Genomic DNA, 15,334 nt, shown 5'->3' with positions numbered 1-15,334 from the left:
GAAGCGGCTGTAGTCTTCTGTTATCCCAAATGGTGTTTGGATTTCCAGAGCACTCCGCTCTTTAATAGACGGGGAACGCGGCCGGTAACAGCACGTTTGCCCATGAGTCCGAAGCCCGCCTTCTTACCGAGGGAACCGAGGGTTCCTCTAAGCTTGATCGGATGAAGCTTCGGTGTTTCTCCCCGCCAGAGGGCAAGAGCTACATGAGCAATTTGCTCTCCCTGTCCCTCAGCGGCTTGGCCACTTGGGGCAAATGGCAGGCTGGCACAATCCCCGCATACGAACACTTCCGGATGCTCCGGAATTTGATGATATTCATTAAGCAGCACTCGTCCCGAAGCATCCTTCGGGACGTTTAATTTTTGCACAAGTTCTACAGGCTGAATACCTGCCGTCCACACTGTAACATCGGATGAAATTTCCTCAGAGCCGTTATAAATGACACCGCGCTCCAGTGAAGTAATGCCGATATGCGATCTAGTATTCACACCATGTTCATGGAACCATTCCGTAACATATTTGGACATGCGCTCTGGAAAAGCGGAGAGCACACGGCTGCCGCGATCCAAAATCGTGATATTCAGATCTGGACGGCTCTCCCGCAGCTCAGCCGCAACTTCAACACCGCTAAGGCCGCCGCCTACAATGTTAATATTCGCATAAGGCTTGGCGTTATTCAGCTGAAGATAGGTTGCACGTGTAGCCGCGAACGATTGCAGGGTGGAGGAGAATTCCTGAGCCCCTGGAATGCCATGGAAGCGATCGGTACATCCGAGTGCAATGACAAGCTGATCATAGGGGATCGGATCCTCTGCAGCGAAAATCACCTGACGATTCTCCAGATCCACTCCTGTCACTTCACCGTACTTGATTTGCAGGCCTGAATGAGTTGGAAAGGGTACACGCAGCTCGTAATCGGAAGCCGTTCCCGCGGCCAGCGCGTAGTATTCCGTCTTCATGCTTTGAAAGGGCATCCTGTCTATGAGTGTTACGGTCACATCGTTTGGAATACGGCCCTTGAATAAATGGTTGACTACGGTGACACCGCCATATCCCCCACCTAGTACAACGAATTGTCTCATCTGTTATGATTCCCCTTCTGTACATCTTAAGAAGACAGGCGTCTTCTTAAGATTCTATTCATAGACTTGGATTTCGTTATAGAAAGTATCTCTTTCAACAGGGATGCGGCCAGCACCTTTGATCAGCCAGATCAATTCCTTGCGGGTCAGACCTTCTGGAGTAAGTGCGCCAGCTGCATGACTGATGCGTTCTTTCAGAATCGTACCATGAACATCAGAAGCTCCGAAGCTTAGCGATACCTGGGTCAGCTGGGTTCCGATATTGATAAAGTACGCCTTAATATGGTCGATATTGTCGAGCATGAGGCGGCTGATTGCAATGGTCTTAAGATCCTCATACGCAGAGTTGCGGCGCATAATGCTTGCGTTTTTATTCTTAGGCTGCATGGACAGCGGGATAAATACCATGAATCCGTTCGTCTCATCTTGAAGCTCACGAATCTGCATCATATGGCGAATCCGGTCTTCATGGGTCTCAATGGAACCGTAGAGCATGGTTGTATGGGTCTTCATGCCAAGCTTGTGCGCTGTACGGTGCACATCCAAATATTGATCTACATTGGCTTTATCGACCTTCATCTTTTGACGGTATTGGTCGGATAGGATCTCCGCACCGCCTCCGGTAAGGGATTTCAGTCCGGCCTTCTGCAGCTCCTGCAGCACTTCCTTCGTACTGAGCCCGCTCAGTCTTGTGAAGAACTCAATCTCAGCAGCGGTATAAGCTTTCAGTGTCACGTCAGGAAACCGCTCATTCAAGGCCTTCAGAGAATCTACATAATATTGGAATGGCACATGGTTGTTGTGGCCGCCGACAATATGGAATTCACGTACCCCTGGATGAATGTTCTCTTCTACATACTTCACCATTTCCTCGCCGGAGAGCGTATAAGCCCCTTCTTCGCCTTGGTCCTTACGGAAGTTGCAGAAGGCGCAGTAGGATTCACATACATTTGTGAAATACAGGCTCATGTTCTCGATGAAGTATACCTTCTTGCCGTTTTTTCTCATATTGGCTTCATTGGCCAATTGTCCGATGGTCAGCAGATCATCGCTTTGATACAAATAAACGCCGTCTTCGAGGGACAAGCGTTCGCCGTGCTGAACTTTTTCAATGATTTCGGTCATTCTTTTATCTTTCTGCGGAGCCGCGGTAACAAACATGCGTCTTCCTCCTATCGGTTACGTATTCATGCCTAAAAAGCAAGCGTAGATCCCAATAAACTAAAACTAGGATTATTGTGAAAATAAGAACAGATTCGGCAATAACAATGGACTACCATTACCTTTTAGTGCATGACAATATTTTGACAATTACGTTAAAAGTCACTCGTCTTATTATAAACCTCCCTTTCCGGGCGGGCAATAACACAACCTTGCAGAAATCCGTTTTCATTTAATTAAAATTAAAGAATATCCGCGATTTATGAAAGAACACGGCAATTATATGTGATTTTTGACATATACACTTCTGTCCTTGAGGCATAACTAAAGAAGGAGTATACTTAAGGGAGTAAGGATAAGGAGGTTAATTTCAGATGATCAACATTAGTGATAGCGCACTTGATAAGATAAAAGAAATGATCGCCCAGGAAGAGACACCGAACATGTTCCTGCGGCTTGGTGTAAATCCGGGTGGCTGCAGCGGCTTCTCTTACGGTATGGGACTCGATAACGAGGAGACCGAAGAGGATGTATACATGGAAGTAGGCGGCATGAAGGTTGTCGTAGACAAGGAGAGCCTCCGCTACCTGAATGGTCTGGAGATTGACTTTCAGGAGTCCGGCATGAGCGGCGGATTCACCATTCATAACCCGAACGCGATCGCTTCCTGCGGCTGCGGCCAGTCCTTCAAGATGCGGGACGAGGAAGGCCGTCCGGAAGTTTGTGATTAAGCGACGCTGGTCTGGCGCGGTTTTTGAGGTCGCTGGTCTGACGGAAAGCTGAGCGTAAGCCGCCACGCAAATAGGCGTCCGGGATTGCGGATAACCGCGAAATTAGCGTATTAACAATCACGGGATGAGTACAATAACAATTCCAAAAACGCCGTTTCTGGGTTGTGAATCACGCCCCTATGACGTATTAATCTCGAATTAATCGCGTTATGGGGGTATTTTAATGACGTTAAATAAGAGGAAACGGCGTGTTCTGAACGGAGCTCGCATCCTGCGAGAATTTCCGGAGTTAACCTTTGAGCAGGCGTTTGATTCAGTATCTAGTGCAAAAAGAGCTGAAGGGTTACGCCCACGATCACTAAAGGATTACGAGAAGCATTACGGTTACTTTATTGAATGGCTATGTGGAGCATATCCGGAACTACAATAAGATTTATCGTATTGCCCGGGGAGATGAATAAGAATCGTAAGCCACGCATGGTGCCGATTAGTGCGCATACTACCAATTAGTAGAAGAAATGAACAACTCTAAGGACGAATTCTTTGATTTTTTATAAATATTTAGTTAAACAATAAACCTCTCAAATACTGGGCTCCGCAGCATTCCTGCGCGAGTCTAGTTTCGCATTTTCACGCGCACCTTAATATGCGGCTCTACGTAAACAAAGTCGCGATTCTCCCCGGTAATCAGCGCCTTACTCACGCCATAAAACGCCTAACACACGCGATTTCTCCGTCAAGAGCGATATCATGCGGGAAGAGTCGCCGGTTATCTCCGGGTATTGGCGGACGGGCCCGGACTCTTATGAAATGATCAACCGGTGGCCGTCGATTTTTCGGCTCATAGATAAAGCGCGGATTGAAAAACGGGCCGGGCGCTGTTTCGAGTAGGATCGGATCAATAAACAAAAAAACACCTCTTTACCGATTATAACGTTTGGCTATCCGATAGTAAGGCTGTAAGTTATTGGCGAGTTGTTATGCGCGACCGCCACAACGCATAGGGCTAAGTTGCTCGCCGCATAATACTTCATACAGGAGGTGTATTGTGATGAACAAGGAGAAAAATGCGAAGCACAGCTCCAAGCAAGTAAAAAAGAAATCAGGTGTTCCAAATCTTAATGTGGAATTTGCTGATGCAGATACCCCTAACGGAGCATCCCAAAAGTCGAAGCAATAGAATGAGCATAAGACCACCGCGACATTGATTATTGGACCAAATATTAAGAAGTGGTGATTATGAGCAGCCGACTAGGTGACGGGTTGTGTTTTGCCGGAGCACTGCGCAGCCGCCCTCGATCAGGCCCGCAAAAGGCTCCATAAGTATCGGCCGATTATTGACGCGCAGGAATACTAGATCATAGCGCAGCGATCAGCGAATCCTATACAGACGGCGTGTCGGTCACTTTCCGTTTATATGACCCGTATGAGGACCGCGAGATTACTGGCGTTATGACCGCGGTAGATATTGGGCTCAAGACGATTAAGGTTCGTGAGAGTGACGAGGAGCCGATGTGGATACCCTTCCCGCGACATAATTCGCGTTGAGACATAAAAGACCGCCATTACGACGGTCTTTCTTTTATGATCTCCGTAATCTCTGTCCAGCTCCCGTCTGGTTGCTTAACGTAAAGACGCCCGTTGTACCGGCGCCCTGCCGCGAATAGCTTGCCATCTTGAATTTCGAATCTCTAATGTGATACACAGGCGAAGGCCGCAAAGCCCCCTGTCCTAGAAGCGCCTTTTAAAGTGCGTTTAAGACAGAGGGCTTTTTCATACTAGTCAGGGTTTCGTTGATATGGATATTCAGGCGCTTTCCTTCGGACAATTATCCAAGAGCAAGGCCGTAACGGCGAGTATAAATAAGTAACTTATACATGTACTTAGATTTTTGGAGGAGGGGAAGAACAAATGGCCGGAAGACAGCTTGCAGACAAATGGCGTAAGACCAAGGCGTTGCTAACGGACCCAAGCATCGCTGTTCATGTCCCGCAGACTAGAATATATCAGACGGCTGAGCTGAAGAGAATGCTCCGGCAGTTCGGCATGGTTGTGATCAAGCCTATATGCGGCGGCGGTGGGTATGGAGTGATACGTGTAGAGCTTGAAGGAGGGAAGTATCGGTATACGTCAGGAACAGTAACCAAGACCTGTCGCTCATTCGAGGTCCTGTGCCGCAGTCTGGATCGCGAGAAGGTTAAGCGGAAATATATCATCCAGCAAGGAGTACGTTTGGCCCGAATTTCTGACCGTCCGATTGATTACAGGTTCAAGATGGTGAAGGAAGGGAAGACCTGGGTTTGCAAGGCGATGGTAGGACGGATGGCCAAGGAGGGCCTATTCGTGACCAATCTATGTAAGGGAGGCGTCCGGCTGACAGCAAGGGAGGGCTTAAGAAGATCGGTAGGGCCTAAACGCGTTCAAGGGTGCATTAGGGAAATGCGCGGACTGACCGAACGCTGTCTCACCGTACTCGAAAGGGCATTCCCAGGCCTAGGGCAGCTGGGCTTCGATTATGGGGTGGATGAACGCGGACGAATCTGGATTTTCGAAGTCAACACACGTCCGCAATAATTAACGACAGCAGCGGTTTGTGCAGAGGAAGGAGAGGTTAATGACACATAGAAACCGGGGAAACTCACTAGTTTTGTTAACTAGAATTGTCTGTTTTGAAAAAAAAGTAGATTCTTTTTTCTTGAGGACATTCGAGTAAACCTGCCTGTGTATAACTTTTATCCACATTATCCCCTATTGATGATTGCGTAGTTTCGAGGTTTACCAACATTTTATTCACAGGATTTCCACAAGGAGTTGTGGATAACCAGAACGCTTGTTCTCTATTCACTTTGTTGCTAGAATAAAGAGGAAAATAATAGAAGAAAGGATGGGATATGGATGGCGCTGTTAACAGATGAGATGCTGCTGGATTCGTACCGAATGGCCAATGAGCTTCAACTGGAACGGGAATTCATTGCACTGCTGTTGGCGGAGATTCATAAGCGCGAGTTAAGTATGGAATTAATAACAACAACACTACACTAGTCGGCGGTCTTTATGCAGTAAATAAATAGACTTATAGGGTTACAGTAGGCCTGGATTCTCCCAAAGGACGACAGCATAAGTATAAGCTTCATGGCAGTGGAAGCATTCAGCTACATGTTCACAGCTGTTCTGCAAGCTCAATTGTCTTGTTTGATATTGATCTGCAGAGCCGTATGGGCTGTATGGGCCTGCGTAATCTTCCAGCCGTCCGTTATCTACAAGCGGATTTCGACAGGAGGGGCAAACCTCCTGTAAGGAAGTCAAGCCATTACATAACGGGCATATATAAGACAAGGGTATCTCTCCTTCGCGCAATTTTGGATCAGAGCGTTCGAAGTTAAGATACCCTTGTTTGTTTCCTGTAATGTATTTTTAATTACAATTTCATATTGCTGCTGTGGCCGGGAGAAAGCTTCGCATCCGGATCCAAATACACCTTGGCGTTGTTAACGGCCGTAGGGGCTTCGCCAAAGCCAACAGCGATCAGCTTGAGCTTGCCGGGATAAGTAGTGATATCACCTGCGGCAAAGATACCTGGAACCGAGGTTTCCATCCGGGAATCGACGACAATGGAATTACTCTCAATTTGAATGCCCCATTCGGAGATAGGTCCAAGGGAGGAGACAAAGCCGAAGTTGACAATGACGTCATCCACTTCTACCTCTTGGGTCTCTTTGGTCTTCACATGGGAGAGGGTGACGCGTTCAATGCGGTCTTCTCCATGAAGCTCGGTGATTTCTGTTGGTGTAATGACATTAACGCTGGAAGCCAGCAGGTTCTCTACACTGTGTTCATGTGCGCGGAACTTGTCCCGCCGATGGATTAGAGTGACCTGCTCAGCAATCGGCTCAAGCATCAGTGCCCAGTCTACGGCAGAATCGCCGCCGCCGCTGATCAGAACCTTGCGGCCGCGGAAGGCGTTAAGATCGCTGACGAAATAGTGCAGGTTCGCCTTCTCGTAACGTTCGGCTCCTTCCAGCTCCAGACGGCGAGGTTCAAAGGCGCCTACGCCAGCGGTGATGATGACAGCTTTAGCTTCATGAACACCTTTGTCTGTAGTGACAACAAAGTGCCGCTCGTCCTTCTTCTCAACATATTGAACCTTCTCTTCCAGAAGGATCTCTGGGTTGAATAGACCCAGTTGTTCATTCAGATTGTTGACCAGCTCTTGAGCGGTAACCTTCGGGAAGCCTGCTACATCATAGATATATTTCTCAGGATACAAGGCAGCAAGCTGGCCCCCCAGCTGCGGCATGCTTTCGATTAATTTCACGGATGCTTGGCGCATTCCTCCATAGAAAGCGGCGAACATGCCTGCAGGCCCTCCGCCAATAATAATCAAATCGGTGAGTCCACCGTTATTTTGTTGGTCCGACAAAGATTAAGCACCTCCAAATAATAATGAAATTGTCAATTCTACTTTATTATAAACTTAAGGCGGTAACTTGCAAAGTGAACGGTGGAACGAGGGATTCAGCATTGTCAAGGTCCCTAAAAATACCGTTAGAATAGGACCGAAATAACTCTTGATCTTTTAAAGGGAAGCCATTAGAATGCTTAAGAACTCTACACCGAATATATGGCAATCTTCTTACTATTCTATTGTTATGAATGCGATTTTCTCCAAAAACAGCAGCTTGATGCGTGCCATAATGCGAGAACAGGTCTTGTACGGCATGTTTTTGCGGTAACTTTACGGATTTTCAAGTGTGATTTTTCACAATTTTTTTCGGTGTAATTCCAAATATAGAGATGGACTGAGTTAACGATCGGAAGGAGTCTAACCGAGATGAGCACCATACCTAAAATCGTGATCTTGGGTGCAGGTTATGGAGGGATTTTGACCGCACAGCGATTACAGAAGGAACTGAACTATAATGAAGCAGACGTGACGCTCGTGAATCGCCATGATTATCATTATTTTACTACACATTTACATATGCCTGCGGCTGGAACGGATTCCATTGATAGAACCAGGGTACCTATCTCGAAGCTGATTGATGAATTCAAGATCGATCTGGTGAAATCCTCTGTCCGGGAAATCCGTCTGTCTGACCGCAAGGTGATTCTGGATGACGGTACTTTATCTTTTGACTATCTGGTCATTGCGCTTGGCGGGGAGCCGGAATCCTTCGGGATTCCTGGTTTGGCAGAGCATGCCTTCAAGATTCGAAGCATCAACTCTGTGCGCTTGATCCGCCAGCATATTGAATACCAATTTGCGATGTATAAGACAGATGAGAGCCGCAAAGACCGGCTCAACATCGTTGTAGGGGGCGCCGGCTTCAGCGGCATAGAATTCGTAGCAGAGTTAGCCGACCGGGTTCCGCGCCTGTGCAAGGAATATGATGTAGATCGGAAGCTTGTGCATATCTACAATGTGGAGGCCGCGCCTACGGCGCTTCCCGGCTTTGATCCCGAGCTGGTCGATTACGCGATGGAGCTGCTTGCCAAGAAGGGCGTTGACTTCCGATTAGGCACTCCGATTAAGGAGTGCACCAAGGAGGGGGTTGTGCTGGCCAGTGGGGAGACCCTGCATGCAGCAACGGTCGTCTGGACCGGAGGCATTCGCGGCAACCGCATCGTGGAGGCCGCTGGCTTTGAGACTGCGAGAGGGAGGGTGAAGGTGGATGAGTACCTTCGGGCACCCGGATTGGAGAACGTCTTCATTATCGGAGATAACTCCCTGATGTTTAATGAGGAGGGGCGGCCTTACCCGCCAACAGCGCAAATTGCCATGCAGCAAGGCGTCATTTGCGCGAAGAATGTGGTGGCAGCCATTCGCGGGGGACAGCCGCGTCAATTCGTCTTTAATCACAAAGGAACCGTAGCTTCACTTGGCAGAGGCCAGGCGATTGCGGTGGTGGGAGATAAGAAGATGAAGGGCTGGTCAGCTGCCCAGATGAAGAAGCTTGTCGATCTCAGATACCTGTTCATCATTGGGGGCATACCTCTTGTCCTGCGAAAAGGGAGGATCTTCTAAATATGAGACATTGCAGCGTTCAGGTGAGAGGGCTGCTGACTCGGGAGGAGCTGGACCGCTACAATGCCTTAATGGAGGTTGGCTCATTTCTGGAATCAGTACAGCGCTATGATTTAGCCTATCATGTTCAGAAGGAAGTGGACATTCTGATTCTTCCGGCGATTGAACGGCTCAAGGAGAAGAGCCGGGACCGGGACCGGGCAACCGCCGAATACCTGGAGTCACTGAGGCTGCTGGATAAGGAAGAGGCGGAATAAAGAAAAGGTGCCTTGCGGCAGCGGTGAAACCGTGCCAGGCACCTTTTTGTGTACAAAATATTTTTTAGCAATTAAATCTTAAGCATTTCCTCAAAGCCTTCCACGGTAAGCAGATTACCTACATAGAAGGAACCGAATTCGCCGTAGCGTGCGCTGACTTCATCGAAGCGCATCTCATAGATCAGCTTCTTGAACTGAAGCGCGTCATCGGCAAACAGGGTTACGCCCCATTCCCAATCGTCGAATCCGACAGATCCGGTTATGATCTGCTTCACTTTGCCGGCATAGCTTCTGCCAATCAGCCCATGGCTGCGCATAAGCGCACGGCGCTCATCCATAGAGAGCATGTACCAATTGTCGGCAAGCTCCCGCTTCTTGTTCATAGGATAGAAGCAGATGTGCTTGGACTTTGGCATAATCGGCTTCAGGCGGGCAACAATATCCGGGTTCTGATAAGGGTCTCCTCCGTTGCCGCCAAGATAGTTGCTTAGCTCTACTATACTGACATAAGAGTATGCCTTGGTTGTATATTTGGCGAAGGTTGTTTTGTTGAAAGCGTTCTCGACGGCGTTCAGTTCCTCAAGCGTTTCCCGCAGGTGAACCATCACAAAGTCCGCTTTCTGCCCAACGATGGAATACACGGCCGTGCTTCCAGTTTTGGCTTCTTCGATATTCTGCCATTCCTGCATGAAGACGTGCAGCTCATCAAGGGCAACAGCCCGCTCCTCATCATCTGCAGCCTTCCATGCGTTCCAATCCATGGCCCGGAAGTCATGAAGTGCATACCAACCATCCAGAGTTAATGCTGCCTCGTTCATGTAATCACTCCTCAATGTATATGTTACATTGTAGCGCAACTGAAGAGGGGGGAGCAAACGGGTTCATCATATCTTCATAAAATTTAAACTATTCCTTCTGACCCAGCTTCCACTTCTGAAATTCGAGAAACTCCTTAAACTCTTGCTTGCTGATTCCAGAGTTCATGGCTTCTTTGACAAGGCTTGACCACTCCGGGTCCAAGGGCTCGTCTTCAGGAAGCTCACCATAAAGCAGGAAGGCAACGGAAGTTCCCAAGGCTGAAGCAATCTTCTCCATGAATTGAATAGAGGGATTCGACTGGATATTGCGCTCCACATTGCTCAAATAGGATTTGGCAACGCCTGACTTCTCGGCCAGCTCCGATAGAGAGCAGCCTTCTGCCATACGAATTCGCTGAATACGCTGTCCTAAATTTTCTGTCACGTTGAAGACGCCTCTCTCGATCGTTTTTTACGTCATTATATCAGAATAGGGGCTATCAACATAGCCGAATCCCATATGTAAAAAGGGAAAGAGACCCTCTGCTAGGAGAAGATCTCTTTTCATAGCTGCCACGGCTGCAGCCTGTGATTATTTTTGTTCGCCTTTGCCTTGTTTGGCTTCAAATTTCCAAGTGAGCTGTAGGGCGTCTCCTTGGAATTGATTCTGATCGGCGTTGTTATCGACAAATTCGAATTCAACGGTCAGGAGGTCGGAAGTGCCTGCTTTAAGACCGCCACGTTCCTCCAGCCAAGGAACAAATACTTTGTTCTCCACGGCGTCTGGAGTCAGCTTTTTCAGTTCGGCCAGTGTTGTGCTGTAAATTACACGGTCCCCTTTATCGGCATTAACCAGGAAGTTAACGCGGATATGGTTGCCGAAATCATCGGTATTCTCAGGAGCCCCGGCGCGGTTGGTGACCGTATAATCTGTGCTCAGGAGAACGCGGCCGATATCCAGGGTTCCGTTGTTGACGAGCTTGAAGTTGCGTACGGCTTTATCTCCAGGCTTGATATTGCTGACATTAATGATGGTAGTTGGAGAGGCGCTCAAATCCAGGGTGCCGGAAGCGAAGGTGCCTGAAGTTTCTGTTGTGGAACTGAAATAAGCGTATGTACCTCCACCGACCAAAGTGAATCCAAGCGCAGCTGTTGCAACTCCAAGAGCCAAAGTTTTCTTGATACCCATACCGATAAATTCCTCCTCAAATTTTCCCTCTTACGGGTGTTTTATTTATATATGATCCCTGGCAGTCTAAGCGCCAGAGAGGATCATCCATCATACAGAGTCCGCTGGACTCTGGCCAGAAGGCTCACGCTTCTCAATCGTGGATAGAGCCCTCCAGCAGGAAACAAACGAGTAGATAATTAGTAAAATGCCCGGGATGACAAGCAGCACGACACTGCCTGCTTTGGAGCTGGCAAAGCTCATGGCATAACCTACATAGGGAAGGGTGAAGCCGTTATATTCTCCAATCACACTGCCCGAAGGCACGGCTTCAAGGTCAGGAGCATCGTTGTGATCTCCCTTGGTCCGGTACATGACCTGCTGTGACTGACCATTCTTCACGACTTCAATAATCCGGTGAGTGACCAGCTTGTCATGCGAGCGGAAGGTAATAATATCCCCCTCTTGGAATCGGGTCATGTCACCGCCGGGTTTGACGGCGATAATCGAGCCTGTCCGGATTCCCGGCTCCATAGAACCGGAGAGCACGGTCTTAATCTGGAGTCCGAAGAAGCTGGGCTGGCCTCCGCTCGCTCTGGAGAAGATGACAGATACGGCCATAAGCATGAACAATAGCAGAAGCACTGAACTTAACAGGGTGCTGACGATTTTGCGAATTCGCATTTTGGCGTTCTCCTTCATTTCTGGAATATTGAACCCTTCTATGCCTTAGGAGCCGGCTCGGATTTTAAATCGGGAGCGGGAGTATTCGCATCTGGTCCAGGTTCAAATACGGGCCCGAGCGGCTCAGGGGCATCCGCCTCTTCAGCCTCTGGACGTTCTGGTGCAATCTCAGTTGATGCATGTTCTTGAGGCGGCTTCCCAACCTGTGCAGAGTCATCTGATGGCGCAGTTTCAGCGGCGTCAGAAGGAAGGGGAGGAGTAGCCAGGTCCTCCTTGGGCTTGTCTTGTTTGGCTTCTTCCTCTTTGAGCTCCTCTTTATTCAGCTCATCCTGTTTGGCCTTTTCCTCGGCTTCACGCTGAGCTCTCTCAGCCTCTTGTTTAGCTTTCTCGGCTTCCAGGCGCAATCTCTCCTCTTCGAGCCGGGCCTTCTCAGCCGCAATTGCGGATTGCAGACTGTTCATTCGGGCATCAAGCTCGTTAAGTGCAGAGGATATACTGCTGCGGGCAAGTTCAAACCTTTGGTTCAAATTTTCAAAATGAGCGGAGAGCTGCGAACTTAGCTGCACAGACGAATTTGGTGCTTCCAGCTGTCTGAGAGCCTGTGTCAGTGGGCTGTCCGGATCGGCCAGCGGTTCTGCGAAGCGGTCAGGGCCTGTGGGCTGCGGGCTGCTATAAGCTTGAACCGCTTGCAGATATGCAAGGATGGACTGCAGGGAGCTCCGCTGTGAATCCGGCAGCACTTGGTCAGACTGCAGACGCGCAGAGATATCTTGAAGGAGAGTGTTCTGTTTAATCTCGGTACAGTTCGATGCATTGTCTGCAGCGGCTTCGTACAGGCGGTTTAGCAGCTCGTTAGCTTCCGAGGCTTTGACGTTCAGCTGTTCCCAGATCGTCTGATTAGCCGCGAACCTGGCGTTCACCTCCGAAAGCTGGCCGGCAAGCTGAACCTGCTCCACAGACAGCGCTGATACGGCAGCCTCCAGGTCCTGAAGCGACATCCCATGGGTGACTTGGAAGGAGGTGAACCTGCCTTCGCCCAGATCCATGGGGGATTGCAGACTGCTGCGAAGTGATTCGGCCTCCATGAGTGTTGTCTCCAGCTGTTTAAGCAGCTGTATGACATCGCTAGGGAAGACCCGACAGACCGAGATTTCCCCCTGCTGCTCCTTAAGCTCGTTATACTCGCCATAGGTACTTCCGATCTGGTGAGATAATCCTATTAGAATAGCGGACAAGACAAATCCAGACTGGAGAGAACGCACCACGGCTTGTCTGCTTCGCTCCCGCTCTCTTCTACGGTTAAAAGCTTTTCTGGTCTGGCGCAGAATGGTCATCCTTTCGTTCTTTATTAAGAATAATCTCTGGTAACAATATAATCACTTCTCCCCTAAAAATAAAAGGCGGAAAAAACCTTGTTTGTTCTTAATTATGAACAATATACTAATAAATACTCTGAATATCTAGTATTATCTCTCTATTTTATCCTTTATTAAGAACATAAAATAGATATTCTTATTTCATCTTTAGTTCTTTATAAATTACAATTTAGGAGGGAGGTAGGATTGCTCCTAATCTATAAAAACAGATGATTTTTCCTCATGATATTTTTAGGTTCCGGGACGAATAACGACAAACTTTTTGGAGAGGGCGCGTTATAATGAAGGTAATGATAGTCAATGAGCACTAATGTCCTCATAAAGATTGACCAGAGAAAAGGTAAACCTGCTGAAAGGCAGGGGCACAAAGTCACAGGTCTAAGGTAGCGATACTAGGATGGCTGGACTGCCTGGGGACCAAAAAAATGCTTAGGAGGAGAGTTTTTTTGGACAAGTCCGCCCAGGTTGTAAACCTAACGAACAATTTAAACCTTCAGCATGATTTAGATGAAGAATGGGTCATTCTGCTGCTGAAGGCGAAGCGGGCTGGAATTCCCGCTGAGGAAGTTAGAAGATTTCTGATCAAAGAAGCAAAGACGCTAACGGAAATAAGTTAAGGCATGCTGCTCCCTGCTTAAAGTGTAAGGAACATGGCTTCAACCGTTCCCTCGCACTTTAGGCGGGGGCTTTTTTTATACAGCACGGCCTTTTTCCGGCAGACTGCTTTCTCCTTTTCGTTCCCGTATGGTTAAGCTATACTGAATAAAACGAGATGATAATGAGGGTACTTGTATATGACAACTATTGGTGCAAAAATACGCCAGCTTCGCAAGCAGCAGGGACTGACGCAGACCGCTCTCGCCGGTACGCATATGACCAAAAGCATGCTGAGCCAAATTGAGAATGGCCGTGCCCTTCCATCGATGAGAAGCCTACAGTATCTTGCGGAACGTTTAGGTCAGGATGCCGGCTACTTTCTTGAAGAGGACGGCAGGTTGGTCACTGAGCTTGTAGCTAAGGCGGAGCGGGAATATAAGAAGAAGGCTTATGCCAAGATCATTCGCCTGGTCCAGAGCGAGGCGCCGGCTAAGCTCCCGATGACCGTGGATGCAGCGCGCTTGATGATCCTCTACGCCAATGCTTGCTTCCATACGTCCAAGGAAGGCGGGGAGAGCGCGATCGGCAAAGCCGTTGAAATTTATGAGCGGTTCGGATTGTACATTGAAAGCGCGAAAGCCAAGTATACGAAATATGCCCATTTGTTTATACAGGAGAAGTACGTTCCTTGCCTTGAGCTCATTAACGAGGTGAGAGCACAGTATGCCTCCAAGCGGATTGACAAGGACACTTTATTTGAAATTGATCTGTATTATGCGGAGGCTATTACGCTCTCAGCCCTCGGCCAGTATGAGCAGAGCAAGCAGTCGATGCTTGCCGCAATCGAATTATCCAAGGAGAAGCGTGTCTACTATATGACGGGTGACTTTTACCGGATTCTAGCGGGGAATATGCTGCTGTTTGACCGTCTGGAGGACTGCTGGCATTACCTCGCCAAGGCCCGCCAATTTGCAGAGTTCACTGAGAACCCGGTCCAGCTTGGTCTGCTAGAGCTCTCTGAGGCGAGAGCGGCTAACCGGGAGCATCGCTATGCGGAGGCCATGGATTATATCGTTAAGTGCGCCCAGCATTTAGATAAGAAGAATGGAAGCTATTATGTCCACAAAGGAATCGCTCATTACGGCTTAGGTCAGGAAGACCTTGCACTAGAGGCCTTTGCCGAAGTAACTCCACCAGAAGGATCATATGGATCTTATCATCCGCTTGACCGTTCGGAGATTTATGCAGCGGATGCTTATGCGGCGCGGATTCATGCCAGCCGGGGAGAGGATCAGCTTGCTAAGGAGCTGGCAGCCAAAGCTTATATGCGGGTTCATTCTTTTCCCGAGTCGCCTTTCCGCAAGTTCATTCTAGCCACCTATGAGGAAGTTAATAGATTGTGAGATTTGTTGAAAAGATAAGTGAGGAAGCCTCCGCTCTAAGAACGGGGGCTATT

Annotated in this window: 17 protein-coding genes and 1 riboswitch; of the genes, 9 read left to right on the top strand and 8 right to left on the bottom strand. The window is 48.6% G+C overall.

Annotated features, from left to right (window positions below):
- Positions 1 to 20 precede the first annotated feature (20 nt).
- Both DCC85_RS17885 and mqnE read right to left on the bottom strand, forming a co-directional pair.
- Positions 21 to 1,082: an NAD(P)/FAD-dependent oxidoreductase gene (locus DCC85_RS17885; RefSeq protein WP_108466797.1), complete on the bottom strand. Its 1,062-nt coding sequence runs from the start codon at positions 1,080 to 1,082 to the stop codon at positions 21 to 23.
- 54 nt (positions 1,083 to 1,136) lie between these two features.
- Positions 1,137 to 2,243 carry an aminofutalosine synthase MqnE gene (gene mqnE, locus DCC85_RS17880; protein ID WP_108466796.1) on the bottom strand — a complete coding sequence of 369 codons (1,107 nt, stop codon included), beginning with the start codon at positions 2,241 to 2,243 and terminating at the stop codon, positions 1,137 to 1,139.
- A gap of 374 nt (positions 2,244 to 2,617) precedes the next feature.
- Between mqnE and DCC85_RS17875 the strand changes: the two genes are divergently transcribed.
- The 5 genes from DCC85_RS17875 to sda all read left to right on the top strand — a co-directional run bounded on the left by DCC85_RS17875 (position 2,618) and on the right by sda (position 6,016).
- Positions 2,618 to 2,974, top strand: coding sequence for a HesB/IscA family protein (locus DCC85_RS17875; protein WP_108466795.1), 357 nt, complete (start codon positions 2,618 to 2,620; stop codon positions 2,972 to 2,974).
- Between the two features lie 1,051 nt (positions 2,975 to 4,025).
- A complete protein-coding gene (locus DCC85_RS23600; protein ID WP_267896064.1) occupies positions 4,026 to 4,154 on the top strand; it encodes a hypothetical protein in 129 nt (42 codons plus the stop codon).
- Between the two features lie 170 nt (positions 4,155 to 4,324).
- Positions 4,325 to 4,522 carry a YolD-like family protein gene (locus tag DCC85_RS17860; RefSeq protein ID WP_108466793.1) on the top strand — a complete coding sequence of 66 codons (198 nt, stop codon included), beginning with the start codon at positions 4,325 to 4,327 and terminating at the stop codon, positions 4,520 to 4,522.
- Positions 4,523 to 4,885: 363 nt separating this feature from the next.
- Positions 4,886 to 5,548 carry a YheC/YheD family protein gene (locus DCC85_RS17855; RefSeq protein ID WP_108466792.1) on the top strand — a complete coding sequence of 221 codons (663 nt, stop codon included), beginning with the start codon at positions 4,886 to 4,888 and terminating at the stop codon, positions 5,546 to 5,548.
- Between the two features lie 321 nt (positions 5,549 to 5,869).
- Positions 5,870 to 6,016, top strand: a complete 147-nt coding sequence (gene sda, locus DCC85_RS17850) for a sporulation histidine kinase inhibitor Sda (RefSeq protein ID WP_108466791.1) — start codon at positions 5,870 to 5,872, stop codon at positions 6,014 to 6,016.
- A gap of 376 nt (positions 6,017 to 6,392) precedes the next feature.
- Here the strand turns inward: sda and DCC85_RS17840 are convergent, their stop codons facing one another.
- Positions 6,393 to 7,394 (bottom strand): NAD(P)/FAD-dependent oxidoreductase, encoded by a 1,002-nt coding sequence (locus tag DCC85_RS17840; RefSeq protein WP_108466789.1) that lies wholly within the window; start codon positions 7,392 to 7,394, stop codon positions 6,393 to 6,395.
- Between the two features lie 411 nt (positions 7,395 to 7,805).
- Here DCC85_RS17840 and DCC85_RS17835 point away from each other — a divergent pair, with 411 nt between their 5' ends.
- Positions 7,806 to 8,999, top strand: a complete 1,194-nt coding sequence (locus DCC85_RS17835; RefSeq protein ID WP_108466788.1) for an NAD(P)/FAD-dependent oxidoreductase — start codon at positions 7,806 to 7,808, stop codon at positions 8,997 to 8,999.
- A 2-nt stretch (positions 9,000 to 9,001) separates the two neighbouring features.
- Positions 9,002 to 9,256 (top strand): hypothetical protein, encoded by a 255-nt coding sequence (locus DCC85_RS17830; protein WP_108466787.1) that lies wholly within the window; start codon positions 9,002 to 9,004, stop codon positions 9,254 to 9,256.
- 71 nt (positions 9,257 to 9,327) lie between these two features.
- On the opposite strand, the gene hemQ is transcribed toward DCC85_RS17830, so the two are convergent.
- The 5 genes from hemQ to DCC85_RS17805 form a co-directional block, all read right to left on the bottom strand.
- Positions 9,328 to 10,074 (bottom strand): hydrogen peroxide-dependent heme synthase, encoded by a 747-nt coding sequence (gene hemQ / locus DCC85_RS17825; RefSeq protein WP_108466786.1) that lies wholly within the window; start codon positions 10,072 to 10,074, stop codon positions 9,328 to 9,330.
- An 88-nt stretch (positions 10,075 to 10,162) separates the two neighbouring features.
- Positions 10,163 to 10,498, bottom strand: coding sequence for a helix-turn-helix domain-containing protein (locus DCC85_RS17820; protein WP_108466785.1), 336 nt, complete (start codon positions 10,496 to 10,498; stop codon positions 10,163 to 10,165).
- A 147-nt stretch (positions 10,499 to 10,645) separates the two neighbouring features.
- Positions 10,646 to 11,242, bottom strand: coding sequence for a TasA family protein (locus DCC85_RS17815; RefSeq protein WP_108466784.1), 597 nt, complete (start codon positions 11,240 to 11,242; stop codon positions 10,646 to 10,648).
- A gap of 90 nt (positions 11,243 to 11,332) precedes the next feature.
- Complete coding sequence (gene sipW, locus DCC85_RS17810) at positions 11,333 to 11,905, bottom strand: signal peptidase I SipW (protein WP_108466783.1); 573 nt, start codon at positions 11,903 to 11,905, stop codon at positions 11,333 to 11,335.
- A 38-nt stretch (positions 11,906 to 11,943) separates the two neighbouring features.
- Positions 11,944 to 13,239 (bottom strand): hypothetical protein, encoded by a 1,296-nt coding sequence (locus tag DCC85_RS17805; protein WP_108466782.1) that lies wholly within the window; start codon positions 13,237 to 13,239, stop codon positions 11,944 to 11,946.
- Positions 13,240 to 13,610: 371 nt separating this feature from the next.
- Positions 13,611 to 13,695, top strand: a riboswitch (cyclic di-GMP riboswitch).
- Between the two features lie 32 nt (positions 13,696 to 13,727).
- Here DCC85_RS17805 and DCC85_RS17800 point away from each other — a divergent pair.
- Together DCC85_RS17800 and DCC85_RS17795 are read left to right on the top strand one after the other, a co-directional pair.
- Complete coding sequence (locus DCC85_RS17800; RefSeq protein WP_234414229.1) at positions 13,728 to 13,898, top strand: anti-repressor SinI family protein; 171 nt, start codon at positions 13,728 to 13,730, stop codon at positions 13,896 to 13,898.
- Positions 13,899 to 14,075: 177 nt separating this feature from the next.
- Positions 14,076 to 15,281: a helix-turn-helix domain-containing protein gene (locus DCC85_RS17795; RefSeq protein WP_108466781.1), complete on the top strand. Its 1,206-nt coding sequence runs from the start codon at positions 14,076 to 14,078 to the stop codon at positions 15,279 to 15,281.
- The last annotated feature ends 53 nt before the right edge of the window (positions 15,282 to 15,334 follow it).

The organism is Paenibacillus sp. CAA11 (assembly GCF_003060825.1).
GTDB lineage: Bacteria > Bacillota > Bacilli > Paenibacillales > Paenibacillaceae > Fontibacillus.
This window is presented reverse-complemented; position numbering and strand designations above follow the sequence as displayed.

Coding starts and splice junctions, on each gene's coding strand:
- DCC85_RS17795 (WP_108466781.1), top strand. CDS start 14,076: ATGACAACTATTGGTGCAAAAATACGCCAGCTTCGCAAGCAGCAGGGA.
- DCC85_RS23600 (WP_267896064.1), top strand. CDS start 4,026: ATGAACAAGGAGAAAAATGCGAAGCACAGCTCCAAGCAAGTAAAAAAG.
- DCC85_RS17875 (WP_108466795.1), top strand. CDS start 2,618: ATGATCAACATTAGTGATAGCGCACTTGATAAGATAAAAGAAATGATC.
- DCC85_RS17815 (WP_108466784.1), bottom strand. CDS start 11,242: ATGGGTATCAAGAAAACTTTGGCTCTTGGAGTTGCAACAGCTGCGCTT.
- DCC85_RS17855 (WP_108466792.1), top strand. CDS start 4,886: ATGGCCGGAAGACAGCTTGCAGACAAATGGCGTAAGACCAAGGCGTTG.
- DCC85_RS17830 (WP_108466787.1), top strand. CDS start 9,002: ATGAGACATTGCAGCGTTCAGGTGAGAGGGCTGCTGACTCGGGAGGAG.
- sda (WP_108466791.1), top strand. CDS start 5,870: ATGGCGCTGTTAACAGATGAGATGCTGCTGGATTCGTACCGAATGGCC.
- DCC85_RS17835 (WP_108466788.1), top strand. CDS start 7,806: ATGAGCACCATACCTAAAATCGTGATCTTGGGTGCAGGTTATGGAGGG.
- mqnE (WP_108466796.1), bottom strand. CDS start 2,243: ATGTTTGTTACCGCGGCTCCGCAGAAAGATAAAAGAATGACCGAAATC.
- sipW (WP_108466783.1), bottom strand. CDS start 11,905: ATGCGAATTCGCAAAATCGTCAGCACCCTGTTAAGTTCAGTGCTTCTG.
- DCC85_RS17805 (WP_108466782.1), bottom strand. CDS start 13,239: ATGACCATTCTGCGCCAGACCAGAAAAGCTTTTAACCGTAGAAGAGAG.
- hemQ (WP_108466786.1), bottom strand. CDS start 10,074: ATGAACGAGGCAGCATTAACTCTGGATGGTTGGTATGCACTTCATGAC.
- DCC85_RS17885 (WP_108466797.1), bottom strand. CDS start 1,082: ATGAGACAATTCGTTGTACTAGGTGGGGGATATGGCGGTGTCACCGTA.